The organism is Pseudomonas sp. JDS28PS106 (assembly GCF_036706555.1).
GTDB lineage: Bacteria > Pseudomonadota > Gammaproteobacteria > Pseudomonadales > Pseudomonadaceae > Aquipseudomonas.
Genome location: NZ_JBAJGT010000003.1, coordinates 71,760 through 95,478 on the forward strand (window position 1 = coordinate 71,760; position 23,719 = coordinate 95,478).

Consider the following 23,719-nt stretch of genomic DNA (forward strand, 5'->3'; position numbering starts at 1 on the left):
AGGCTCAGACCGTCGGGGTCATGCAGGCGGCATTGAGCAGGCCGACGCTGACCGCGACGCTGGCGGCGTAGATCGCTGCCGCCATCTCGCCCTTGGCGATACGCGCCGACAGTCCTTTGAGCACCAGACTGGTCACGCTGAACGCGAGCAATTGAACGGCGGCGGCGATCAGCGCCCAGACGATCACGTCCAGTATCCCGATGCTGTAGGCGATGATATTGCTGGCCGGCAGCGCGAAGCCGATCAGTGAGCCACCCAGCGCCAGCGCCGCTGCACTGTTGTTGTCGCGAATCAGCGCGAATTCCTTGTGCGGCGTGATCCGGCTGTAGATGAACTGAAACAGCGCGAACAGCAGCGCCGCGACCAGAATGTACAGCACGAAGCCGAAGACGGCAGTGGCATTGAGCGACATACGCAGCGCGTCGATCATGGAGAATTCCTTGTCAGATTACGTTGATATCGGTGGATTGCAGGGTCACGCCGACAGCTGTGGTCAGAGTGATGGCGCCCTCTTCGTCTTGCTCGACTGAAAACAGCAGGAACTCCCTACGGTTGATCAGACCGGTCTCGCGCGCGTACAGCATGCTGAGATGGTTCACGCGATAGCTGCTTTCCGGGCTCAGGACGTCCTCGTCCAGCGGAGTCAGCTCGGTCTGCCCGTCCTCGGTGCCCCACTGGCGAACGTACTCCTCGCCTTCATGCTCGTAGGTCGGCAGGCCGATGGGTGATTGCGGGCCGGTCAGACGCAGCAGTTCGTCCCGGCTGGTGATGGGTACGGCGCTGTGGTAACCGAACAGGATGATGTCCTGCACGTCTTCCGCAGCGGGGCCGTTGCTGAGCACCTGGACGAAATAGTCTTCGTTGTCGAGGTAGAAGCGATGCAGACTCATGGACTGCCCCAGCTCGATCCGCCCCACGGCCCAGACCTTCTCGTCGCCCGGCACCACCACGTGGGAATGCCCCTCCAGCAGCAGCTTCAGGGATGAGTCCAGGCACAGCATGCGCCCCGAACCCAGCCCCAGCGGACTGCCGGAGACGACCGACCCGGTGCCGCGACCCGACGGCTTGGGCGCTTCCAGTCCCAATGCTCGTTTGAACCAACTCATGACGCCTCTCCTTGCAAATGGCTGGACGCTCTGTCGCTGAATCTCCACCCTGCGAGGGAGTGGTTGTTGAAGGATGAACTGACCGTTCAATGGCCCAGCAGTTTATCCGAATGCATCAGGCAAGCGACGCAAATACCCGACAACGCTCCGGCCAGATGCGATTCGAACGAAATGCCCGGCGCCGGAATGAACCCATAGATCAGGCCGCCGTACCCGGCCAGCGCGATCAGCGCCAGCAGCAGGCTGGAAAAACTGCGCTTGTACCAGGCGCGCGCCAACAGGTACGTCCACAGGCCGAAGATCAGCCCGCTGGCGCCTACATGCACGCGGGCACGTCCGAGCAGCCAGACCAGCAATCCGCTTTGCAGCATGATCAACCCGCACACCCAGAGATAGCGTTTGACCCCTTCGGTCACGACCATCCAGCTCAGCATCGCGAACGGCAACAGATTGCTCATCAAGTGCGCGGACGAACCATGGATAAAAGGTGCCAGCGCGATGCCGCGCAGCCCCTGCAGCGTACGCGGGACGATGCCGAATGATACCAGTCCCGATCCCGTCATCGTGTTGACCAGCTGAACCGCGACCAGCGATGCCGCCAGTCCTGACACGACTTTCAGCCGTCTTGAAAAACCCATGAACCATCCTTGAAGCGTTCGCGGACAGACGACGCCGGTCGCCTGTCCGCCCTGCGTTTACTGAGCGGGCGTCTGGCGGGCCTTGAGCCGCGCCAGCACATCGTCGGCGCCGCCGGTTTTGGCGCCGATGCCCGCTTCTTGCAAGCGACGCTCAAGGTCGTTGCCGCTGGACTGGTTGGCAAGCTCTTCGGCTGCCTCCAGCTTGGCGTCCTGTTCATCCTGACGCTGCTTGAGACGCGCCAGCGAACCCACCGCGGTTTCCACGGCACCACTGGCTCCGCCGGTGGCATTGGCGGTCGCGACGCGGGCACGCTGCACGGTTTCACGAGCGCGGGCCATTTCCACCTGCTGCTTGAGACCCTTGATCCGGGATTCGGCCTTGACCACTTGCTCCTGAAGCAGGCTGACCTGCTTGGCGAACTGATCGGCCAACGCTTGCTCCTGATCGCGCTGGGCTTCGATCTCGGCGATCTTGCCGGCGCATTCCGCCGCCAGCGCCTCTTCGCCCTTGTTCAGGGCCTGCATGGCGCGGCCTTCCCAGTTGGCGATGCTGGTGGCGTGCTCTTCCAGACGCTGCGCCGACAACTTGTGCTTGGCCTTGATGGTGATCAGACCATCACGCGCCTTGACCAGCGCGCTGTCCGCGTCACGGATTTCCTGATCCAGGATTCGCAAGGCGTTGGCGTCGACGATCGACTCGCCGACTTCGGAAGCGCCGCCACGTACGGCGGTTACCAGCTTTTTCCAGATACTTGTCATGGTTCTATCCTTTTTTGGACGGCAATGCTCTGACGAGACGAAAAGTGATCAGCGAACGAAATGGTCGTCGAAGGCTTCGGCGGCGCGGATCACGTTGTCGGCCAGCGTGAGGATTTCCTGCACGATCACCGTCAGGCTGGACGCGGCGCTCAGGGAACCGAACAGGCAGTACACGTCCTGACCGTCGGCCAGGCGTTCGATGCCGACCGAGGACAGCGGGAAAAGGTCGCGGCTGCGCAGAACGGCCTCGTTGAAAGCCACGGTATCCTTGATGCGGCTCACCTCGATGAGCGTGGTGTCGGCCAGGATCTGGTCGCCCGCCACCGCGATGTAGACCGGCAGATCGCCGAACTCCTTCAGGGTCAGGCGGATGCCCGCTTCGGTGCCGTCGGTCACAGCCAGTTCGATGTCGCCGTTGACCACTGCATCCAGTCCAGCGAGGGATTTGTGCAGGGTGCTGACGGTCCAGTTGGTGTTCTCGGTCATGAAATCCTCCAGTTTGATTCTCTGGCCCAGAAAGGGCTGGCGCAGGGCTTTTTCGATGCCTCGCAAGGCGTCGACGTTCTCAGGGCGGATCCAGAACTCTCGTTTGACCAGCCCGGCTTCCTTGAGTCGCAACCGCATTTCACGCATGTAATCGGTGGAGCTTTTCGACGGCTTGGCCATTGCAACATTCTCATCTCACCGCGATACCAGAGGCACGCTAACAGATGAATCGAGCAATTGAAATATCTCACATGTGAGATTTTCTTCCGTAGGAGCCAGCGGGCGGCGATCCGTCTTGCTGGCGATGCGGCCAAAAGAGATTGCGAGATACCGAGCATTTCGTATCACCGTTCATCGCCAGCAAGCTGGCTCCCACGAAAATCGTTTGGACGCATTTCTGTGTGTTCATCAAACCCAACAAAAAAAGCGCTGCCCGCTCGCACGGATAGCGCCTTTCAGTACACGACCGATTTACTCGGCCAAGCTCTTGCTCACGACTTCGAACACGTCGGCCGAGAGATTGCCTGAGGCCAGGATGCGTTCCAGCTCGGCTTTCATCAGCGCCTGACGAGCGCTGTCGTATTTTCTCCAGCGGGTCAGCGGTGCCAGTTGCCGCGAGGCGATCTGCGGGTTGAAGCCGTTCAGTTCGATCACCAGATCCGCCAGGAAGCGATAACCCGAACCATCCGCCGCATGGAAGTTGATCAGGTTCTGTCCGGCGAAGGCACCGATCAGCGCTCGCACCTTGTTCGGGTTCTTGATGTTGAACGCCGGATGCTGCATCAGCGCCTTGACCCGATCCAGGCCACCCGGCAGCGGGCTGCCGGCCTGGACGCTGAACCACTGATCCATGACCAGCGCGTTGTCCTTGAAGTTCTCGGCGAACACCGCCAGCGCCTTGTCCCGCGCTTCGGTGAATGGCGAATTGACCAGTACAGCGAGGGCGGTCAGGCGCTCGGTCATGTTGTCGCTGGTGTCGAACTGTTCGATGGTCGCTTCCAGCACCTGCGGCCGCGCGGTGAGCATCAGGTAGGACAGCGCGATGTTCTGCAAGGCCCGACGGGCGAAGTGTTCGGCTTCGGCGACGTAAGGCGTATCACGGGATACGCCGCGGTTGGCCTGGTAACGCTCCCATAGCGCATCGAACAATTGCTCGGCGATCTGCCGGCGAGCGAATTCACGCGCGTTGTGAATGGCCTCGACGTCAGCCACTTCGCTGATTTCGGTCAGGTAGGCTTCGCTAGGCAGTGAGAGCATTTCCGCGACCATGGCCTGATCGAGGCTCTCGTCGGCCAGAACCGTACCCAGCGCGGTGACCAGTCGCTGATCCATGACCAGCGCCTGCCCTTGCTGATGCTGGCCGATCATTTCCTGCAGCACCTGCACCGACAGTTGCTGACCTGCGTCCCAGCGATTGAATCCGTCGGTGTCGTGCTGCATGAGGAACATCAGCTGGTCACGGTCATACGGGAAGCTCAGTTTGACCGGCGCCGAGAAGCCGCGCAGCAGCGAAGGCAAAGGCCGTTCGGTGATGTCGACGAAAGTGAACGTCTGCTCAGCTTCGGTCACCGACAGTACGCGGCTGGTGCCCATGGCCTGTTCTTCGCCAGCCAGACGCAGCGGAATTTCGCCGCCCTGTCTGTCCAGCAAGCCCAGCTCCACGGGAATCACGAACGGCAGTTTTTCCTGCTTGTCCGGGGTGATCGGGCAGCTCTGGCGGAAGGTCAGGCTGTAAGTGCCGGCCGCGCGGTCGTAGGCCTCGCTCACCGCCAGTCGAGGGGTGCCCGCCTGGCTGTACCAGCGCTTGAACTGGGTCAGGTCGACGCCGTTGGCGTCTTCCATCGCCTTGACGAAATCGTCACAGGTCACGGCCTGGCCGTCGTGGCGCTCGAAGTACAGGTCGCTACCCTTGCGGAAGCCTTGGGCACCGAGCAGCGTGTGCAGCATGCCGACCACTTCCGAACCCTTTTCGTACACGGTCAGGGTGTAGAAGTTGGAGATCTCGATAAAGCTGTCGGGGCGCACGGCGTGGGCCATCGGGCCTGCGTCTTCGGCGAACTGGTGGGTGCGCAGGTAGGCGACGTCCTGAATGCGCTTGACCGTGGCCGAGTTCATGTCGGCTGAGAAGCCGGCGTCGCGGAATACGGTAAAGCCTTCCTTGAGCGACAGCTGGAACCAGTCGCGGCAAGTCACGCGATTGCCCGACCAGTTGTGGAAATACTCGTGGGCGACGATGGCCTCGACCCGCTGGTGAGCGGCATCGGTGGCGGTTTCAGCGCGGGCCAGCACGGCGCTGGAGTTGAAGATATTGAGCCCCTTGTTCTCCATCGCGCCCATATTGAAGTCGTTGACCGCCACGATCATGAAGATATCCAGGTCGTACTCGCGACCATAGACTTCTTCGTCCCAGCGCATGGACTTCTTGAGGCTGGTCATAGCGTGCTGGCACTTGTCGATGTTCTCCGGCTCAACATAGATGCGCAGGGTCACTTCCCGCTCGCTCATGGTGGTGAAGGTGTCTTCGATGCACCACAGATCACCCGCAACCAGCGCGAACAGATAGGCAGGCTTCTTGAACGGATCTTCCCAAGTGGCCCAGTGGCGACCGTCGTCTTCCTGGCCGCTGGCGACCGGGTTGCCGTTGGACAGCAGGATCGGGAACTGCTGTTTGTCGGCGCTCACGGTCGTGGTGAAGCTGCTCATCACGTCAGGACGATCGAGATACCAGGTGATCTTGCGAAAGCCTTCGGCCTCGCACTGAGTGCAGAACATGCCGCCGGACTTGTACAGGCCTTCCAGTGCAGTGTTGGTTTCCGGGTGGATGCGGACCGTGCTGTCCACGGTAAAGCACTCTGCCACGGGTTGCAGGGTCAGGCTGTCGGCAGTCAGCTGATAGTCGCCAGCGCCCAGTTCGGTGTCGTCCAGTTGCAGCGAGACCAGCTCCAGCTGCTGACCGTCCAGCACCAGCGGCGGCAGGCCCGCGCCCCGCTCGGGGTTGCGGCGCATGACCAGCTGCGCGTGCACCAGCGAATGGTCGTCGAACAGTTCGAAGGTCAGGTGCGTTTCGTCGATGAGGTACTCGGGCGCCTGGTAGTCCTTGAGGTAGATCATTTTCGGTTGTTCAGTGCGCATGCTCGAATCCTTACTGATGCACGGCCAGTTGATAGGCCGTGTACTTGCGAATGTTGATCACGCCGGTGTCGAAAATCAGGTACTGGCCCTTGATGCCCAGCAGCGTGCCTTCGGCGATCGGGTTCTTGTCCAGGTTGAAGCTGACGATCTTGGTCGGATACGCCTCGACCGGATAACGGAATTCCAGCGGCTCGGCGTCGTGCAAGAGCTGGATGGCCTGCAGGCCGAACCGCTCCTGCAACCCGAGCAGGCCCGCGCCGCAACTGTCGAACAGTTCCTGGCGGATGGCCTTGAGATCCACCGGCTGCGCGTCGCCCTTGAGCAGCGCGCGCCAGTTGGTGCGGTCGGCGACCTGGCTGCGCAACAGGTCTTCGACGAAGCCCGATTGCTGTCGGGTCGCGACCCGCAGGATCGGTAACGCCTGGCTGGCACCCTGGTCCAGCCAGCGGGTGGGCAACTGCGTGGCGCGGGTGATGCCGACCTTCACGCCCGAAGAGTTGGCCAGGTACACGATGTGGTCGGTCATGCAGAACTGCTCGCCCCAGCCCGGGTCACGGCAGGTTCCGTGCTCGTGGTGGCATTTCTCCGGGCTCATGATGCACACATCGCATTGCGCCAGCTTGAGCATGCAAGGGTAGCAGTAACCCTGACTGTAGCTGGACTTGGTCTTGCGACCGCAGTGGGAACAGTGGATCGCCCCCAGAAACTCCAGGCGCACGGTCTTGCCGATCAGCGGGTTGACCGGGATTTCCGTATCGCCGAGGCGAAACGCGTATTGCACGAAGGACGCGTCGTCATGACGCGCCAACATTTTGTTGACTGATCCGCGACCGAGTTCGATCAATGAATGGCATCCGATTTGAACAGAATATTAGGCACCGGCTCCGACTTGGACGCGCATTCCTGCGGGCCCATATAGCCGATACGCTGGTCTTCGGGCAGGTTCTGCGCTTCCCAGGCGATCAGCGCCTGCAGCGACAGCTCACGCTGCTCCTGGGTCAACTTGCGACCGTCGGCCCATTTGCCGATTTCCACGGCCAGCTTGAGGCTTTCGTAGATATCGGGGGTGATGTTTTCAATCATTTCGACAAAAGACGACATGGCGCACTCCAGAAAATGGCGGGCAGAATTCTAGCGTCTTCCGCGAGCCAGAACACCGCCCGCAAGACCCGTGACACAACCAATGATCAGCCCGCCGACGTGAGCGCCGTTGGCGATGTCGCCGAAGCCGAGCATGCTGACCACGCCGAACAGGCACAGCAGCAACCAGACCAGCATCATCACCAGCACGCCGCGCGGCAGGTGGTAGACCGGATTGGGCGCCAGCAGCTGGTAGATCCAGCAATGCCCGAGCAGCCCGTACAGCACGCCGGACAGCCCGCCGAACAGGCTCGGGCCGCCGAACGCGTATTGAATGTAATTGGACACGGCGGCGAACAGCAGGGTCAGCGCCAGCAATTGCCAACTGCCCTGACGGGATTCGATGCGCCGCCCCAGCTCCCAGTACCACATGCCGTTCATGGCCAGATGCAGCACGCCGAAGTGGATCAGCATGGGCGAAACGATACGCCACCACTGGCCTGACGCGAGGGTTGCTTCCAGCGGAACGAACGTGGCGTAGTCGCCATGCACGCGAAAATCCAGGAACGTCAGCCAGCGCACCGCATCGAGATTGTCGCCCAGCAGCGTCAACCCGGCGACGATCAGGCTCGCCAGCAGTACCAGCGCCGTTATCGGGCTGGCGCGAAGCTGCTGTACGAAGCCCGGACGGCTGGTCGCGGCCGCCTTGCCACCAGGCAACTGATAAGTGTCGTCGCCCTCGGGATAGCGCTGGTACAACTCGCGTACTTCATCAGGCAACTGGCCGGCATCCGGCACCCAGAGCACTTGCTCGCCTACTTCCTCGCTGACGCGGTGAGGCACCTGCAAACGGTGCAAAAGGCTGACGAATCCGCTCAGGTCAGTGCTAAGCGGCAAACGCAGTACAGCAACAGGGGTCATTGCGAAACCTCGGGGCGCTGAACGTCGACCCATACGAATTTGTCCGGATCTATCCGGGTTTCCTGATCCAGCCGGTACGCGACCAGCTTGCCGAACAGCACAGCGCTGTAGTCCAGGCAGGCCAGGTTCGGGCGGATCGGCGCGGGATTGCCGCTGCGCCAGTAGTGGCCGACGAACAGCAGGGGCTCATCGACGCCATAGCGCAACAGCGCATTCTTTTCACTGGTGGACAGCGGCGTCTTCGCCACGCCCTCGGGCAGCGGGTCCGGCTGGAAAACGATATCGCCATAGGTCTGCGGGTCGTCTTCCCAGAATTTGGTCCGGAAGTATGCGCGGGTCAGACCGTCGCCACCGGTCAGGGTCAGCCCATGGGGCAGACGCATATCGGTGCCGCGCAGCAGACGATTGAACACATTGCTGGCGAAACTGCCCGGCACCGCCGAGGCCTGGACGAAATGCCGGTCGATACGGCCATCGCCATGCAGACCGCGCAGAGGCTCGATCAGGGTCGGGTCCCAGCAGGCGTGGACAGCGCGAAAACGCCCGGCATCGAGGAACAACGGCAACTCGTAGAACCAGTCGACGAACGCCTGCCACTCATCCGGATAGCGCTCGAACTGCGCCAGCGTCTCGCTGATCAGGCCCGCATGACGCTTGCTGTGCTCACGCACGAATTGCTGGCCGCTTTCGGGCAGTGCCGGCGTCATCCAGCCCAGAGCGTTGAACTCATGATTGCCCATGAGGCACCAGGCCTGCCCGGCCTCGACCATGTCCCGCACGATATGCAGCGCTTCACGGATCTTCGGCCCGCGGTCGATGATATCGCCCAGGAAAATCGCCAGGCGCTGGGGGTGACGCCAGACACCTCGCTGCAGACGGTAGCCGAGCCTTTCCAACAGGTGCTCCAGGGTATGGGCGCACCCGTGCACGTCACCGATCAGATCGAAGCCACGCGCCGGATCCAGCATCAGTCGCTCCCGGCGCCGAGCCTGCTGCCCCAGCCGAGCTTGGTACGGCAGACTTCGTAGTAGTTGTGGTCCAGCGGGTGAATCAGTCGCAATTTCTGCGGCTTCTTGCTCACCGTGACGGTATCGCCGGGCGCGCAGGTGAAGTGATTCTGGCCGTCGCAGGAGACTTGCGGATAAATCGTCATGTCCTTGGAGACAACGATCTTCAGCTCACTGTTCCCGTCGACCACGATCGGCCTGCCGGACAGCGTATGCGGATACATCGGGACGATAACGATGGCATCGAGCTTGGGATGCATGATCGGCCCGCCCGCGGACAGCGCGTAGGCGGTCGAACCCGTGGGGGTGGATACGATCAGGCCATCGGCCTTCTGGCTGCACACGAACTGGCCGTCGATATGAATTTCGAACTCGATCATCCGCGTGGATTTGCCCGGATGCAGCACCACGTCGTTGAGCGCATCGCCCTGGCCGATGGCCTCGCCATGACGACGAACCTCGGCCTGGAGCAGGAAACGGTTTTCCACCAGGTAGTGTCCGTCGAGCACCTCGGCGCACTTGACCTCCAGCTCGTCGGGCCGGATATCGGTCAGAAAGCCCAGGCTGCCACGGTTGATCCCCAGCACCGGCACGTTATGGCGCGCCAGCGCGCGAGCGGCGCCCAGCAGGCTGCCGTCCCCACCGACCACGATCACCAGGTCGCAGACCTCGCCGAGCATCTTGCGCGAAGACGTCTGCAGACCATGACCGGGCAATACCTCGGCGATGGTTTCTTCGAGAATCACGTGCAGGTGGCGATCCAACAGAAATCGCTTGAGTCGGCGAACGGTATCGAGCACCTGGACACTGCCCAGGCGGCCAATGATGCCGATATTGCGAAATTGCTCCATGGGACTCCTGCTGCGGGTGCGATACGGCTTAAAGAGGGAGATTATGGGCGAAACAGCGGGGTAGCGGCAAACCGGGGCGGCGTCTGCACTACCACTTTACTCCTCGTAGGAGCCACCTTGGTGGCGATCTGCCGGAGACGTCAGGCACATCGCGTGATCGTTCATCGTCGGATTGCCGCCCACAGCAAGCTGGCTCTCATCAAACAACATCTATCTTATTGATTTTGCACGGCGGAAAAAACGCACGCACTGTGGGAGGGAGCTTGCTCGCGACGGCTTTTACGGCACTGGCACTGTGGGCTTTGGACATATCCATTATCGCGATGGCTGGTCTGTCTAGTTTCGGCCTTTACGGCCGACCCCCTTTTGTTTCGGCAAAAGGGGGAAAAACCATTGCTCCTGGCTTGGCCCTTCGGGTTCCCTCACTCCGGCGACGCTCCACCGGGCCGCGCCCTGATGTGGATTGAGGGTGGCGTCCATGAGCCATTGGCGCCAGCCGGCGTCCTGCCTCGCTCCCCGGCTCCGCGTCGCCTGCGTTCGGCCTGCGCCCAAGTCGCGTTCGGCGGCGTCTGTGAGTTTTGCGTAGAAGATCAAGAGCAAATCAAGAGCTTTGTCTTTGGTATTGCTTTTACCGCGATGGTGCCGACGCCGCCAATCGCGACGTTGGTGCAGGCCGAGTGGAGGCGTTGCGCAGGGGGGAACGAGGCAGGAGCCGAGTTAGCGCCGCAGGCCATGGATGGCCGTTCGGCGCGACCCCCGGAGCAACGCCGGAGGGAGGGAACCCCGCAGGGGCCCAGCCCGGAGCAATGGCTTTGGTTACTTTCCCCGAAAGGAAAGTGACCCGGCCGTAAGGGCCGGAACCAGAAGGTCCAGCATACGCGGTAATGGATATGCTCAAAGCCGACAGTGCCACCGCGGTAAAAGCCGTCGCGAGCAAGCTCCCTCCCACAACGAGCGCATCCTATCGGCCATAGAAATCAACAAGATAGATTTTGTTTGATGAGAGCCAGCTTGCCATGGCCGGCAACCGACGATGAATGATGACGCGATGTGCCCGATGTCGCGGCAGATCGCCAGCAAGCTGGCTCCTACGGGGCCGGGTGTGATCGGGCATCTGCGTGGTTGTGGCACAACGCCCGCCAACTCGGGCTATCCTGCGAACATGAGCCTATTCCCGAGCCTGACCGACCTCCCCCGCCGCCTGCGCCATCCCGAAGTGCGGGACCTGGCGTGGGTGATCCTCGCTCCGCCGATGATGGCCCACACGCCCTGGCCACAGCGCCATCCGCTGACCGGCAGCGACTGGGTTCGGCACCCCGACCAGCTCAAGGACTTTCTCACACGACTCGACCACGACAACCGAGAACTCGAACACTGGCTCGCCCAGGCCACGACCCGGCGTCTCGGGCTGTATTACGAGCGCCTCTGGCAATTTGCGCTGCATCACGCGCCCGGTGTGGAGATCGTCGCCGCCAATCTGCCGATTCGCCAGGGTGGCCACACACTCGGTGAGCTGGACGTGCTGCTGCGCGACCGTGACGGCGTGCATCATGTGGAACTGGCGATCAAGCTCTATCTCGGACCACAGGACGGTGACGGCAACGACGCAGCGCAATGGCTGGGGCCGGGTAGTCACGACCGGCTGGATCGCAAGCTGACCCATCTGAGTCATCACCAGCTGCCGATGTCCGCCCGGCCTGAAAGCCGCCTGATCCTCAACGCCCTGGGCATCGACACCTTCAGCGCTGAACTGTGGCTCGGCGGTTATCTGTTATATCCCTGGCCCGGCCAGGCGCAACCGCCACAGGGCGCGCATGCCGGTCATCTGAGAGGTCGCTGGCTGCATCAGCGCGACTGGCCGGCATTTATCGCGCAAAGCGATCCGGGCCGCTGGCAGCCGCTGCCGCGTCATGCCTGGCTGGCACCCGCCAGTTACGAAGACGCCTGGTCCGAAGCGCAAATGGCGCAGTGGCTCGACGAACTCGATCCGCTGGCCCCGGCGCAGTTGCTGGTGCGCCTGTGCCCGGACGGCAGCGGCAGATGGGTAGAGGCCGAAAGGCTGTTTCTGGTGTCGGACATGTGGCCGAACCTCGCCGATACCAGCTCGCGCCTCAACGCAGTCGAAGTGCCAGCGCCGCCAGCGTGATCAGCAGCACCGGCACGGTCAGCACTATCCCGACTCTGAAGTAGTAGCCCCAGCCGATGCGAATGCCCTTGCGTTGCAGCACATGCAGCCAGAGCAGCGTCGCGAGGCTGCCGATGGGCGTGATCTTGGGACCCAGGTCGCTACCGATGACGTTGGCGTACACCATCGCCTCCTGCACCGGGCCGGTAGCCTGGCTGGCATCGATAGAGAGCAGGCCGATCAGCACGGTCGGCAGGTTGTTCATCACCGACGCCAACAGGGCAGTCAGCACGCCAGTACCAAGTGCCGCGCCCCAGATACCGCCGCTGGCGAAGACATCAAGCAGCCGCGCGAGATAATCCGTCAATCCGGCGTTGCGCAAGCCGTAGACCACCAGATACATGCCCAGCGAAAACACGACGATCTGCCAAGGTGCTTCCTTCAGCACTTTGCGGGTGGAAATCCGGTGCCCTCTTCCGGCCACGGCGAGCAGCAAAACGGCGCATGCCGTCATGATGGCGCTGATCGGTATCCCCAACGGTTCGAGCGCGAAGCAACCCAGCAGCAGAATGCCCAAGACCCACCAGCCGGCGATGAAAGTGGCCCGGTCGTGAATCGCACGGCGTGGATCGTCCAGTTGCCCGGGGTCGAAGCGCGCCGGAATGTCTTGGCGGAAATACCACAGCAACACGCCGAGCGTGGCCGCGACGCTGACCAGATTGACGGGCACCATGACAGCCGCGTAACGGCTGAAACCGATCTCGAAATAGTCCGCCGAGACGATATTGACCAGATTGGATACCACCAACGGCAGACTCGCAGTGTCGGAAATGAACCCCGCCGCCATGACGAAAGCCAGGGTCGACGCGGCAGAAAAGCGCAGCGCCAGCATCATGGCGATGACGATAGGGGTCAGGATCAGCACCGCGCCGTCGTTGGCGAACAGCGCCGATACCAGCGCCCCGAAAAACACGAACGATACGAACAGCCAGCGCCCTCTGCCACGGCCCCAGCGCGCTACATGTAACGCCGCCCAGGCGAAAAACCCCGCTTCGTCGAGCAGCAGGGTAATCACCACCAGCCCGATGAAGGTCGCGGTCGCATTCCAGATGATCCCCCAGACCACCAGCACGTCCGCTGGCTGAACGACGCCGGCGATCAGCGCCAGCCCGGCGCCAATCGTGGCGCTCCAGCCGACGCCTAGCCCCTTGGGCTGCCAGATCACCAGCGTCAGGGTGACCAGGAAAATCAGCCCGGCCGCCAGGATCATTTGGTGCGCGGCAACAGGATCGCCAGGATGCCCAGCAGCGGCAGGTACGAGCACAGGTTGTAGACGAACAGGATGCCGTGGCTGTCGGCCAGATAGCCGAGCAATGCCGCGCCGATGCCGCCGAAGCCGAACATCAGGCCGAAGAAGATCCCGGCGATCATGCCGACGTTGCCCGGCACCAGTTCCTGGGCGTAGACAACGATGGCCGAGAAGGCCGACGCCAGCACGAAGCCAATGATGACGCTCAGCACGCTGGTCCAGAACAGATCCGCATAGGGCAACGCCAGGGTGAAAGGCGCGGCGCCCAGAATCGAGAACCATATCACCGCCTTGCGGCCGATCTTGTCGCCAATCGGACCACCAAAGAAGGTCCCCGCCGCCACCGCGCCCAGGAACAAGAACAGGTGCAGCTGCGAACTCGCTACCGACAGGTCGAACTTCTCGATCAGGTAGAACGTGAAGTAGCTGGTCAGGCTGGTCATGTAAAAGAACTTGGAGAACACCAGGAACGCCAGCACCGCCAGAGACAGAATCACCCGCTGGCGCGACAGACCGTGGGTCGCGGCCTGCCCGGCCTTGAGCTTGAACAGGTTCAGGTGGGCGCTGTACCAGCGGCTGATGGCCCACAGCAGCACCAGCGCACAGGCCGCGATCAGGCCGATCCAGGCCACGTTACCCTGGCCGAACGGGATGATGATGGCCGCCGCCAGCAAGGGGCCGATGGCCGAACCGGTGTTACCGCCAACCTGGAACGTGGACTGGGCCAGACCGAAGCGCCCGCCCGAAGCCAGACGCGCAATTCGCGAAGCCTCGGGGTGGAAGGTCGAGGAGCCGATTCCAATCAGCGCGGATGCCAGCAGAATCATCGGAAAGCTGCCCACCATCGACATCATCACGATGCCGACCAGCGTGCAGACCGAGCCAAGCGGCAGCACCAGCGGATTGGGATGTCGATCCGTGTAGTAACCGACCCATGGCTGCAACAGCGATGCGGTGATCTGGAATGTCAGGGTGATCAGGCCGATCTGCGTGAAACTCAGGTCGTAGCTGGCCTTGAGCATGGGGTAGATCGACGGCAGGATTGCCTGGATCAGGTCGTTGATCAGATGCGCCAGCGCCACTGCGCCAATGATGCGCATGACCAGCGGGCTGGATGAGGGAGTCGTCGAGGCCGCTGCCGCAGCGGGCGGAGCACTGGTCGCCATGAATGTTTATCCGTCAGAAGGTTTGCAGAGGCTTCCTGGACGAATGATTTACAAGATGTGTCATGCGTACCAGGGCGCGCCAATGTGCCATTTTTTGGGGCGCCCTTGCTACGTTTTGTTGCCTTGCTTGAGACTTGAAGCGCTCAACCCAGCGTCGCAGGCCGCGACGCGCCTGTCGCCTTTGCCGATTTGGCGCCTCTTCTGTCAGGAACGTCGTGCAGGGAAATCCGCGAGGTTTCCGGCAGCGCCAACCCGCCGACCAGCGCCATGACCGAGATGCCAATCAGATACCAGGCAGGCGACAGATTGCTGCCCGTGGTGCTGATGAGCCAGGTTGCCACCAGCGGCGCAGTCCCGCCGAACAAGGTGTAGGCCATGTTGTAGGTAATGGCCGAGGCGGTATAACGGGTGCGGGTCGGGAAGGTTTCCGACAACAGCGCCGCCGTCACGACCCCGCACAGCACCGCACCCACCGCCAGTAACATCACGCCGAGAATCGAGGCCGCGAAGGAGCCTGAGCTGGCCATCAGGAATGACGGGAACACCACGACGATCAGCAGCACGCCGGCTGTCGCAACCGTCATCCGCCGTCCGACCCGATCGGAAAACGCGCCGGCCAGCGGGCAGATGGCGGCGGCGAACAACAGCGCGATCAGCGACACCAATAGCGCCGCCGCCCGGCTCAGGCCTCCCGCCACTTGCAGATAGGTCGCGAAATAGGTGGTGAACATGTAGAAGGACAAGGCCGTCAGCGACACGAACGCGCCCAGGCAGCAGATCGCGCCACCCTGGTGGCGCAGGGTTTCCTTGAGCGGCGAGTGCGCCACGGCGTGCTCTTCGGCGACCGCCTGGAACGCCGGGGTTTCGTCCAGCTTCCAGCGCAGATAGAGGCCGACCAGCCCCAGTGGCGCGGCAATCAGGAACGGCAGACGCCAGCCCCAGCTCGCCATTGCCTCGGTCGACAATGAAGCCTCAAGCGCATACGCCACCACTGCTGCCGCCGCGAACGCGGAAAAGGTCGACACCGGAATGAAGCTGCCGTACCAGGCGCGCTTGTCGTTGGGCGCGTGCTCCATCAGGTAAGCGCACGCGCCGGCGTATTCGCCGCCCGCCGAAAAACCTTGGGCGCAGCGGATGATCGTCAGCAGGATCGGCGCCGCGACGCCGATGGCCGCGTAAGTGGGCAACAGACCGATCAGCGTCGTGGCAGCGGCCATCAGCAGAATGGTCATTGCCAGGGTGCGTTTGCGACCGATGCGATCGCCAAGCATGCCGAACACGATGCCGCCCAGCGGCCGAAACGCAAAGGCCACGGCGAACACGGCAAAGGTCTTGAGCAGGGCCGCGCTCGCGTCGCCACTGGGGAAGAACTGCAAGGCGATGGTGGTGGCAAGAAATCCATAGACGGCGAAGTCGAACCATTCGACGAAATTGCCGATGGCGGCTGCGACAATGACTTTTCTCAGCGTGGCGGGATCGACTGGCGCTGCGGCGGGGTTTGTCATGCTGACCTCGGCATCCGGTTCGGGAAAGCACCGATTATCGAGACAGCGGCAGGCAGGCCTTGATCCAGAACAGTCATCCACGTAGTCAGGGCCGACATCGACGTTCCCCACAGCGCACGACTTGTGCGAGAGCGTCTATGTAGCGGGTCAGAGCCCCATCGCCCGCCTACCTTGCAGCCCGCCGGTATGGATGAAGATCAGTCGCGTACCCTTCGCGATCTGCCCGGCGACAACCTGATCGTGCAGCGCAAGCAACGCCTTGCCGGTATATATCGGTTCGAGAGGCAGATCGGAATCAGTTTCAGCTCTGGCGGTAAACTCCAGCAAGTCAGCATCGGTTCTGGCAAAACCGCCACGGCTGGCTGGATGGAGCCGGAAAGCGGAGGCTTCCCGGCCGACCTGCCCGAAGATAGCCGCAACGTTCTGCGCCACCCCATGATCGTCCGGCACCGCCAGCGCCCCGTGTACCGGATGCGCGCCCTGCTCCGCCAGCACCAGTCCCGCCAGCGTGGTACCGGTGCCCGCCGCCAGCCACCAGCCGTCATGGCGGTCCCAGCCGATGTCGCTCAACTGGCAACGGACCATGTCCGGTATCGCGCCACAACCCAGCGCACCCGCCAGGCCACCGCCGCCCTCGGGGACGCAGTGCAGGTGCGGATAGCGGGTTCGCCACGGCGTCCAGAAATCGGGCTGATGTCGAGCGCGATAGCCGCCATATCCCAGCCAGTGCAGCTCCATGCCCAGTGCTTGCAGATCCCGCGTGGTCGGCGTCTGCTGCTCATGGCCGCGCAGCAGGCCGACCGTGGCGAAGCCAAAACGCTGCCCTGCCGCCGCCAGTGCATGCAGATGATTGGAATGCGCACCCCCGAGGCTGATCACGCCCTGCCCGCCCGCCTCGATCGCCAACCGCAGATGCCCGGTGAGCTTGAACCACTTGTTGCCGCTGATCAGCGGATCGATGAGATCCAGCCGCAACACCGCGACCTCGACCCCGGCCAGTCGCAACCAGGGGAGGTTCAGCGGTTCGAGAGGCGCGGTGGGCTGCCAGGTCAGGGTGTGCGAAAGCATCGGTGTCGCCGGGAAACAGGTCGGGGCGGCAGTCTACCACCCCGCATCCATCCCGCTGTGCACACCTCAGAGCTGCGCCGCCAGCCGCGAGCCCTGGTTGATCGCACGCTTGGCATCCAGCTCGGCCGCCACATCCGCGCCGCCGATCAGGTGAACGCTCTGGCCTGCCTGGACCAGTTCGTCATACAGCTCGCGCTGCGGATCCTGGCCGGCGCAGATGACGACGTTGTCCACCGGCAACAGCTTTTCCTCGCCTTCGCCGATACGGATATGCAGGCCTTCATCGTCGATCTTCAGGTACTGGACGCTGTTGAGCATCTGCACCTGTTTGTTCTTGAGACCAGTACGGTGGATCCAGCCGGTGGTCTTGCCCAGTCCATCACCCACCTTGCTGTCCTTGCGTTGCAGCAGGAACACCTGACGCGCCGGCGCATGCACCTGCGGGGCGATGCCCGCAACACCGCCCCGGGCCTGCAAGGCGGTATCGATGCCCCACTCCCTCCAGAACGCGTCGCGATCCAGGCTGGTGGCGACGCCTTGATGAACCAGAAACTCCGAGACGTCGAAGCCGATGCCGCCGGCGCCGATGACGGCGACGCTGCGCCCGACCGGCTTGTGCTGTTGGATCACTTCCAGATAAGTGAGCACCTTGGGATGCTCGATACCGGGGATGGCCGGAATACGCGGAGCGATACCGGTCGCCAGGATGACCTCGTCGTAGCGGTCGGCCAGCAGATCGCTGGCGGCCACGCGGGTTTGCAGGTGGACTTCGACACCGGTGCGCTTAAGATGATGTTCGAAATAGCGCAGTGTTTCGAAAAACTCTTCCTTGCCGGGGATTCGCTTGGCGATGTTGAACTGGCCGCCGATTTCGCCTGCGGCGTCGAACAGCGTCACCTGATGACCGCGCTGGGCCGCGACCGTGGCGGCTGCGAGGCCGGCGGGTCCGGCGCCGACCACCGCAATTTTCTTGATGTGGGTGGCCGGCAGATAATTGAGCTCGGTCTCATGGCAAGCACGCGGGTTGACCAGGCAACTGGTCAGCTTGCCGCTGAAGGTATGGTCGAGACAGGCCTGATTGCAGCCGATGCAGGTGTTTATCTCCTGCGCGCGTCCTTCGGACGCCTTGTTGACGAACTCTGGATCGGCGAGAAACGGTCGCGCCATCGACACCATGTCGGCGTCCCCTTCGGCGAGAATCTGTTCGGCGACTTCAGGGGTGTTGATGCGGTTGGTGGTGATCAGCGGAATGCTCACCGATCCACGCAGTTTGGCGGTCACTCGGCTGAACGCGCCGCGCGGCACTTTGGTGGCGATGGTCGGAATACGCGCTTCGTGCCAGCCGATGCCGGTGTTGATCAGCGTCGCGCCGGCGCCCTCGACGGCCTGGGCCAATTGCACGATTTCTTCCCAACTGCTGCCGCCCTCCACCAGGTCCAGCATCGATAACCGGAAAATGATGATGAAGCGCGGGCCCACCGCCTCGCGCACACGGCTGACGATTTCGATTGCCAGGCGCATGCGGTTTTCGTAACTGCCGCCCCAGCGGTCGGTGCGATGGTTGGTGTGGGCGACCAGGAACTGATTGATGAAGTAGCCTTCCGACCCCATGATTTCGACGCCGTCGTACCCGGCGGTCTGCGCCAGGCGAGCGCAGTTGACGAAATCGTGGATCTGCTTCTGGATCCCGTCCTCGTCCAGCTCGTGGGGCGTGAACGGGTTGATCGGTGCGCGTATCGCGCTGGGCGCCACCTGTTGCTTGCTGTAAGCGTAGCGGCCCGCGTGCAGGATTTGCAGGCAGATCTTGCCGCCAGCGTCATGCACGGCCTGGGTCACGATTCGATGCGCCTGCGCCTCTTCATCGCAGGTCAGTTTGGCGGCGCCGTCATAGACGCCGCCCTCCACGTTCGGCGCGATGCCGCCGGTAACCATCAGGCCGACGCCCCCGCGAGCGCGCTCGGCGAAATACGCCGCCATGCGCTCGAAACCGCCGGGCCGTTCTTCCAGACCGGTGTGCATCGACCCCATCAGGGTGCGATTGCGCAGGGTCGTGAAACCCAGGTCCAGCGGGGCCAGCAAGTGCGGATAAGGGGCAGCGGTCATGGCGAAGCTCCATCGGTTCTCATCGGTCGGTCATGATTACGGGCGATTGCCCGAGAGCCTCTGCGGACCCTCTTGAAACGCGGTCGGATGGCACGGCGGCCTGGCATCACAGTAAAGAGCGCAAAGACCTCGCTCAATGATCGAAAGTGACAAGTTATTGATCCAAATGCGCAGCCACCCTTGGCAAGCGCTTCGCCGGCCCCTAACCTGAGGGGCATTCATCAAAGGTTGTTGCTGCCCTTTATGCGCAAAGTTCTGATTGCCTGTCTGCTGCTGATCAGCGTAGCGGTCCTGGTCATTTATGGCCTGTGGACCGGACAACGGCCAATGGGCCATTACCTTTCCGACCTGCGCGCTCAGGTCGTCATCGACGAGGGCCGGCCGGGTGCTCGGGGCAACCTGCTGGGCATCGAGCCGGATCTGTTTCCCAGCGACTATCAGGATCTGGGCCGCTTGCATCGCAAGCTGGCAGCCTATCTGCAACAGGCACGGGACAAGGGTCTGATCAGCAGCAAGACCGTGGCCGTGCTGCCCGAGCATGTCGGCACCTGGCTGTTCGCGACCCACGAGAAGAATCAGTTCTACCGCGCCGAAAGCCAGGACGAAGCCATGGACTGGCTGGCCTGGAGCAATCCTCTGAAATTCATCATGGCGTTGCCACGCACCCAGGGTGATAACCGGCTGGACGACGCCCGCATGCGCCTCAAGGCCCGGTCCATGGCCGAGGACTACCAGAGGTTGTTCGGCGGCCTCGCCCGTGAGTTCGGTATCACGCTGGTAGCGGGCTCCATCATCCTGCCCGACCCGCAACTGGTGGACGGTCAACTTAATCCCGGAAACGGCGCGCTGTATAACGTCAGCCTGACATTTGGCAGCGACGGCCGGCCGCTGGCCCCGCCACAGCGGCAGATCTATCCCAGTCATCACCGGCGCCGCTATGTCAGCGCCGCGAGCGATGCGCCGCTGCAAGTCGTCGATACACCTGCCGGACGCCTTGCAGTCCTGATCGGCAGCGACAGCTGGTATCCGGCCGCCTATGCACGGCTCAGCGAAAGCGGCGCCGAGTTGATCGCCATACCGGCGTCCGTGAACGGCAACTCGGGCTGGTCCGACCGCTGGCGCGGACATCGCGACCAGAGCGCACGCGCCAACATCGATGTGCAAGGCGCGCAGCTGACCGAAGAACAGGCCTGGCACCGCCTGACCTTGACCGGCCGCGCCGGACACAGCACCGCGCACGCCAGCGTGAGCGTGTTCATGCATGGCCAGTTCTGGGACCAGCGCAGCGTCGGACAGAGCTTCGTCAGCCATGACGGTGGCATCGTCCCCCAGCCCCCCGCGCAACAGCCGTCGACAAGCGGCGCGCGGCTGATCAACGTCTGGTTGTGAACGTGTCGGGTTCAAGCCTGAGGCTTGGCGATCTGTCGGTCGGTTTCGTGCAGAACCTGGCCGATGCGGTACGCAGTCATGGGCACGATCCCGACCCGCTGCTGACGCAGTACGGACTTGACACGCCGCGTCTGGCCGAAGCCGGCGGGCGCCTGTCCATTCCTCGTTACATGCGACTGGGCCACGCAGCCATCCAACTGACCGGTCAGCCAGGCCTGGGACTGCGCATGGGACAACTGAGCCGACTGGCCCAGGCAGGATTGGCGGGCGTCACGGCCGCCCAGGCGCCGAACGTACGCGAGGCGGCGCGTGCCCTGACCCGTTTCGAACCCTTGTATGGCACGAATTATCGCGGGCAATCGAGCCTGCATGAAGACGCCGGCGGGGCATGGCTGCGGTTTTACTCGATCAGCCCTTATAACGCTTACAACCGGTTCGTGGTGGACTCGATCCTGTCAGGCTGGGTCGTACAGTTGAGCAGTCTGGCGCAACGTCCACTACAGGCGCAGCGGATCGAAATCGAGTTCGCCCCGCCTGAGTACGTCGCCGATTACACAGGCCTCAGCGAGCAGCCGCCCGCATTCGGCACCGGCACCAATCAGCTCAGGCTGGATCAGGCCACCTTGGCACTGCGCAACCCCGAACATTGCCCGAGCACCTGGAAGCATCTGCAGGAACTGTGCGAAGCAGAACTGGAGCGACTGACCCGTACCCGCAGCTTGCGCGAACGCGTGATCCGGCTGCTGGGACCGCTGTTGAGCGGCGGCGCGGAGCCGGAACTCGAAGACATAGCGACCCGGCTCAAACTGCCGACCTGGACACTGCGTCGCAAGCTGGCCGAGGAAGGTACACAATACCGCGCCGTCCTCAACGACACCCGCCGCGACCTGGCGATGACCTACATCCGCGACACCGAGCTTGCGTTCGGAGAAATCGCCTACCTGCTGGGGTTCGCATCGGCCGAAGCCTTCCAGCGTGCGTTCAAGCGCTGGAGCGGGCAGACGCCGGGAGAGTTCAGGCGTGTTCAGCGCCGCGGGCTGTGATCCTCAAAGCTCGGTGGCGTCGTCGGCCGGCTCCAGCGGGTCTTGTTCGAGCGCGCGGTATTCGAGCCATTCTTCCTGATAATCGTCCATGCATATGCCCTCTTGGCGTGGTGTGAAGTCGATGAAAGATACAAAACTACATTAAAGCGCAGACGTGAAGGAAATAAGTCGCGGCTTGACTTCGCGCCCTCCCTCGCCATACGCTCCAGCCCATGCACACCTCCAAGCGTTATTTCGGCCAGATTATTATTACCGTCATTCCAGTCATGGCGGGTTAGCCGACGCTTGCAGAAAACCCGCCCAGGAGGCGGGTTTTTTACTGTCTCCGGGGCCATGAAAACCAGGAGACAGCCATGATCGCCAGCCTTTACTTCATCGTCCGTTCCGTTGCCCGTCAGACCGCCTCGCCAACCGAGCACGGGGCGACGGGACGATGAGCGACCTGCTGAACCACTACGCACGCAAGATCCTCACCTCCCGCGTCTACGACGTCGCCGTGGAAACCCCGCTGCATGGCGCCCGCCAGCTGTCCGAGCGGCTTGGCAACCAAGTGCTGCTCAAGCGCGAGGATTTGCAGCCGGTGTTTTCCTTCAAGATCCGCGGCGCCTACAACAAGCTGGCCCAGCTCTCGGCCGAAGAACTGGCGCGCGGCGTGGTCACCGCCTCGGCCGGTAACCATGCCCAGGGCCTGGCACTGGCCGCCCGCCAATTGGGCATCGCCGCCACCATCGTGATGCCCAAGACCACGCCCGAGATCAAGGTCGAAGGCGTGCGCTCGCGCGGGGCGCAGGTGCTGTTGCATGGCGATTCCTTTCCCGAGGCGCTGGCCCACTCGCTGAAACTGGTCGACGAGCAGGGCATGGTCTACATCCACCCCTATGACGATCCCGACACCATCGCCGGTCAAGGCACCGTCGCCATGGAAATCCTGCGCCAGCAACCCGGCGCGCTGGACGCGATCTTCGTGCCGGTGGGCGGCGGCGGGCTGATCGCCGGCATTGCCGCCTACGTGAAGTACCTGCGCCCGGAGATCAAGGTCATCGGCGTCGAGCCGGATGACTCCAACTGCCTGCAGGCGGCGATGGCGGCCGGCGAGCGCGTGGTGCTCAACCAGGTCGGACTGTTCGCCGACGGCGTGGCGGTGGCGCAGATCGGCCAGCATACCTTCGAAGTCTGCCGTCAGTACGTGGACGAAGTGATCACCGTCAGCACCGACGAGATCTGCGCGGCGATCAAGGACATCTACGACGACACCCGCTCGATCACCGAGCCGGCCGGCGCGCTGGCAGTGGCCGGAATCAAGAAGTACGTCGAACAGACGGGTGTCAGCGGCCAGACCCTGGTGGCCATCGAGTCGGGCGCCAACGTCAACTTCGACCGCCTGCGCCACGTCGCCGAGCGCGCCGAACTGGGCGAAGGCCGCGAAGCCATCATCGCCGTGACCATTCCCGAACAGCCGGGCAGTTTCAAGGCATTCTGCCAGGCCATCGGCAAGCGGCAGATCACCGAATTCAACTACCGCTACCATACCGACCGCGAGGCGCACATCTTTGTCGGCGTGCAGACCCATCCGGTCAACGACCCGCGCCACGCGCTGATCGCCAGCCTGACCGGGCAGGGTTTCCCGGTGCTGGACCTGACCGACAACGAACTGGCCAAGCTGCACATCCGCCACATGGTCGGCGGGCATGCCGAGCGGGTGAACGACGAAGTGGTGCTGCGTTTCGAGTTCCCCGAGCGGCCCGGCGCGCTGTTCAACTTCCTCGACAAGCTGGGCGGGCGCTGGACCATTACGATGTTCCACTACCGCAATCACGGCGCGGCCGACGGCCGGGTGGTAGCGGCGCTGGTGGTGCCCGAGGAAGAACGCCATCTGCTGGGCCAGGCGCTGGACGAGATCGGCTATCCATACTGGGACGAAAGCCAGAACCCGGCGTATCGTTTGTTCTTGGGGTGATGCGATTCTGTAGGAGCCAGCTTGCTGGCGATAAAACCGACACCGGCTGCCTGATACACCGCATGCTGCCGCTT

The 23,719-nt window shown here is 62.9% G+C and carries 20 protein-coding genes; 4 read left to right on the forward strand and 16 right to left on the reverse strand.

Going from position 1 to position 23,719, the window contains the following annotated elements; all coding sequences use genetic code 11:
• Window positions 1-4 precede the first annotated feature (4 nt).
• The 11 genes from TRP66_RS05610 to TRP66_RS05660 form a co-directional block, all read right to left on the reverse strand.
• Window positions 5-430, reverse strand: coding sequence for a DUF350 domain-containing protein (locus TRP66_RS05610; RefSeq protein ID WP_333400390.1), 426 nt, complete (start codon window positions 428-430; stop codon window positions 5-7).
• 13 nt (window positions 431-443) lie between these two features.
• On the reverse strand, window positions 444-1,106 hold the full coding sequence (locus TRP66_RS05615; RefSeq protein WP_333400391.1) for a DUF2491 family protein: 663 nt from the start codon (window positions 1,104-1,106) through the stop codon (window positions 444-446).
• Window positions 1,107-1,192: 86 nt separating this feature from the next.
• The gene (locus TRP66_RS05620; RefSeq protein WP_333400392.1) at window positions 1,193-1,744 is read right to left on the reverse strand and encodes a rhomboid family intramembrane serine protease; all 552 of its coding nucleotides are present in this window, start codon (window positions 1,742-1,744) and stop codon (window positions 1,193-1,195) included.
• A 57-nt stretch (window positions 1,745-1,801) separates the two neighbouring features.
• Window positions 1,802-2,503, reverse strand: a complete 702-nt coding sequence (locus TRP66_RS05625) for a PspA/IM30 family protein (RefSeq protein ID WP_333400393.1) — start codon at window positions 2,501-2,503, stop codon at window positions 1,802-1,804.
• A gap of 48 nt (window positions 2,504-2,551) precedes the next feature.
• On the reverse strand, window positions 2,552-3,169 hold the full coding sequence (locus TRP66_RS05630; protein ID WP_333400394.1) for a YjfI family protein: 618 nt from the start codon (window positions 3,167-3,169) through the stop codon (window positions 2,552-2,554).
• A gap of 291 nt (window positions 3,170-3,460) precedes the next feature.
• Window positions 3,461-6,121 carry an aminopeptidase N gene (pepN, locus tag TRP66_RS05635; RefSeq protein WP_333400395.1) on the reverse strand — a complete coding sequence of 887 codons (2,661 nt, stop codon included), beginning with the start codon at window positions 6,119-6,121 and terminating at the stop codon, window positions 3,461-3,463.
• A 10-nt stretch (window positions 6,122-6,131) separates the two neighbouring features.
• A complete protein-coding gene (locus tag TRP66_RS05640; RefSeq protein ID WP_333400396.1) occupies window positions 6,132-6,965 on the reverse strand; it encodes a DUF2797 domain-containing protein in 834 nt (277 codons plus the stop codon).
• Window positions 6,962-7,222, reverse strand: coding sequence for a YeaC family protein (locus TRP66_RS05645; RefSeq protein ID WP_333400397.1), 261 nt, complete (start codon window positions 7,220-7,222; stop codon window positions 6,962-6,964). The genes TRP66_RS05640 and TRP66_RS05645 overlap by 4 nt, the downstream gene beginning before the upstream one ends.
• A 30-nt stretch (window positions 7,223-7,252) precedes the next feature.
• Window positions 7,253-8,122 (reverse strand): rhomboid family intramembrane serine protease, encoded by an 870-nt coding sequence (locus TRP66_RS05650; RefSeq protein ID WP_333400398.1) that lies wholly within the window; start codon window positions 8,120-8,122, stop codon window positions 7,253-7,255.
• Complete coding sequence (locus tag TRP66_RS05655; protein WP_333400399.1) at window positions 8,119-9,090, reverse strand: metallophosphoesterase; 972 nt, start codon at window positions 9,088-9,090, stop codon at window positions 8,119-8,121. The genes TRP66_RS05650 and TRP66_RS05655 overlap by 4 nt, the downstream gene beginning before the upstream one ends.
• Window positions 9,090-9,980, reverse strand: a complete 891-nt coding sequence (locus TRP66_RS05660) for an NAD(+) kinase (protein ID WP_333400400.1) — start codon at window positions 9,978-9,980, stop codon at window positions 9,090-9,092. The genes TRP66_RS05655 and TRP66_RS05660 overlap by 1 nt, the downstream gene beginning before the upstream one ends.
• 1,162 nt (window positions 9,981-11,142) lie before the next feature.
• Between TRP66_RS05660 and TRP66_RS05665 the strand changes: the two genes are divergently transcribed.
• The gene (locus TRP66_RS05665; RefSeq protein ID WP_333400803.1) at window positions 11,143-12,126 is read left to right on the forward strand and encodes a DUF1853 family protein; all 984 of its coding nucleotides are present in this window, start codon (window positions 11,143-11,145) and stop codon (window positions 12,124-12,126) included.
• Here the strand turns inward: TRP66_RS05665 and TRP66_RS05670 are convergent.
• From TRP66_RS05670 to TRP66_RS05690, 5 genes are all read right to left on the reverse strand, one after another.
• Window positions 12,092-13,372 carry an arsenic transporter gene (locus TRP66_RS05670; protein ID WP_333400804.1) on the reverse strand — a complete coding sequence of 427 codons (1,281 nt, stop codon included), beginning with the start codon at window positions 13,370-13,372 and terminating at the stop codon, window positions 12,092-12,094. The two genes, TRP66_RS05665 and TRP66_RS05670, sit on opposite strands and share 35 nt — an antisense overlap.
• Window positions 13,372-14,580: an MFS transporter gene (locus tag TRP66_RS05675; RefSeq protein ID WP_333400401.1), complete on the reverse strand. Its 1,209-nt coding sequence runs from the start codon at window positions 14,578-14,580 to the stop codon at window positions 13,372-13,374. The genes TRP66_RS05670 and TRP66_RS05675 overlap by 1 nt, the downstream gene beginning before the upstream one ends.
• A gap of 143 nt (window positions 14,581-14,723) precedes the next feature.
• Window positions 14,724-16,085 (reverse strand): MFS transporter, encoded by a 1,362-nt coding sequence (locus TRP66_RS05680; RefSeq protein ID WP_333400402.1) that lies wholly within the window; start codon window positions 16,083-16,085, stop codon window positions 14,724-14,726.
• Between the two features lie 147 nt (window positions 16,086-16,232).
• Window positions 16,233-17,153 (reverse strand): 1-aminocyclopropane-1-carboxylate deaminase/D-cysteine desulfhydrase, encoded by a 921-nt coding sequence (locus TRP66_RS05685; RefSeq protein WP_333400403.1) that lies wholly within the window; start codon window positions 17,151-17,153, stop codon window positions 16,233-16,235.
• A 66-nt stretch (window positions 17,154-17,219) separates the two neighbouring features.
• Window positions 17,220-19,256 carry an NADPH-dependent 2,4-dienoyl-CoA reductase gene (locus tag TRP66_RS05690; RefSeq protein WP_333400404.1) on the reverse strand — a complete coding sequence of 679 codons (2,037 nt, stop codon included), beginning with the start codon at window positions 19,254-19,256 and terminating at the stop codon, window positions 17,220-17,222.
• Window positions 19,257-19,499: 243 nt separating this feature from the next.
• Here TRP66_RS05690 and TRP66_RS05695 point away from each other — a divergent pair, with 243 nt between their 5' ends.
• The 3 genes from TRP66_RS05695 (at window position 19,500) to ilvA (ending at window position 23,645) form a co-directional block, all read left to right on the forward strand.
• Window positions 19,500-20,645, forward strand: a complete 1,146-nt coding sequence (locus TRP66_RS05695; RefSeq protein ID WP_333400405.1) for a carbon-nitrogen hydrolase family protein — start codon at window positions 19,500-19,502, stop codon at window positions 20,643-20,645.
• A gap of 2 nt (window positions 20,646-20,647) precedes the next feature.
• Window positions 20,648-21,688: an AraC family transcriptional regulator gene (locus tag TRP66_RS05700; RefSeq protein WP_333400406.1), complete on the forward strand. Its 1,041-nt coding sequence runs from the start codon at window positions 20,648-20,650 to the stop codon at window positions 21,686-21,688.
• Window positions 21,689-22,121: 433 nt separating this feature from the next.
• Window positions 22,122-23,645, forward strand: a complete 1,524-nt coding sequence (gene ilvA / locus TRP66_RS05705) for a threonine ammonia-lyase, biosynthetic (protein WP_333400407.1) — start codon at window positions 22,122-22,124, stop codon at window positions 23,643-23,645.
• The last annotated feature ends 74 nt before the right edge of the window (window positions 23,646-23,719 follow it).

Excerpts from the sequence above, each read along its gene's own strand:
- TRP66_RS05610 (WP_333400390.1), bottom strand. The coding sequence starts at position 430 with ATGATCGACGCGCTGCGTATGTCGCTCAATGCCACTGCCGTCTTCGGC.
- TRP66_RS05615 (WP_333400391.1), bottom strand. The coding sequence starts at position 1,106 with ATGAGTTGGTTCAAACGAGCATTGGGACTGGAAGCGCCCAAGCCGTCG.
- TRP66_RS05620 (WP_333400392.1), bottom strand. The coding sequence starts at position 1,744 with ATGGGTTTTTCAAGACGGCTGAAAGTCGTGTCAGGACTGGCGGCATCG.
- TRP66_RS05625 (WP_333400393.1), bottom strand. The coding sequence starts at position 2,503 with ATGACAAGTATCTGGAAAAAGCTGGTAACCGCCGTACGTGGCGGCGCT.
- TRP66_RS05630 (WP_333400394.1), bottom strand. The coding sequence starts at position 3,169 with ATGGCCAAGCCGTCGAAAAGCTCCACCGATTACATGCGTGAAATGCGG.
- pepN (WP_333400395.1), bottom strand. The coding sequence starts at position 6,121 with ATGCGCACTGAACAACCGAAAATGATCTACCTCAAGGACTACCAGGCG.
- TRP66_RS05645 (WP_333400397.1), bottom strand. The coding sequence starts at position 7,222 with ATGTCGTCTTTTGTCGAAATGATTGAAAACATCACCCCCGATATCTAC.
- TRP66_RS05650 (WP_333400398.1), bottom strand. The coding sequence starts at position 8,122 with ATGACCCCTGTTGCTGTACTGCGTTTGCCGCTTAGCACTGACCTGAGC.
- TRP66_RS05655 (WP_333400399.1), bottom strand. The coding sequence starts at position 9,090 with ATGCTGGATCCGGCGCGTGGCTTCGATCTGATCGGTGACGTGCACGGG.
- TRP66_RS05660 (WP_333400400.1), bottom strand. The coding sequence starts at position 9,980 with ATGGAGCAATTTCGCAATATCGGCATCATTGGCCGCCTGGGCAGTGTC.
- TRP66_RS05665 (WP_333400803.1), top strand. The coding sequence starts at position 11,143 with ATGAGCCTATTCCCGAGCCTGACCGACCTCCCCCGCCGCCTGCGCCAT.
- TRP66_RS05675 (WP_333400401.1), bottom strand. The coding sequence starts at position 14,580 with ATGGCGACCAGTGCTCCGCCCGCTGCGGCAGCGGCCTCGACGACTCCC.
- TRP66_RS05680 (WP_333400402.1), bottom strand. The coding sequence starts at position 16,085 with ATGACAAACCCCGCCGCAGCGCCAGTCGATCCCGCCACGCTGAGAAAA.
- TRP66_RS05685 (WP_333400403.1), bottom strand. The coding sequence starts at position 17,153 with ATGCTTTCGCACACCCTGACCTGGCAGCCCACCGCGCCTCTCGAACCG.
- TRP66_RS05690 (WP_333400404.1), bottom strand. The coding sequence starts at position 19,256 with ATGACCGCTGCCCCTTATCCGCACTTGCTGGCCCCGCTGGACCTGGGT.
- TRP66_RS05695 (WP_333400405.1), top strand. The coding sequence starts at position 19,500 with ATGCGCAAAGTTCTGATTGCCTGTCTGCTGCTGATCAGCGTAGCGGTC.
- ilvA (WP_333400407.1), top strand. The coding sequence starts at position 22,122 with ATGAGCGACCTGCTGAACCACTACGCACGCAAGATCCTCACCTCCCGC.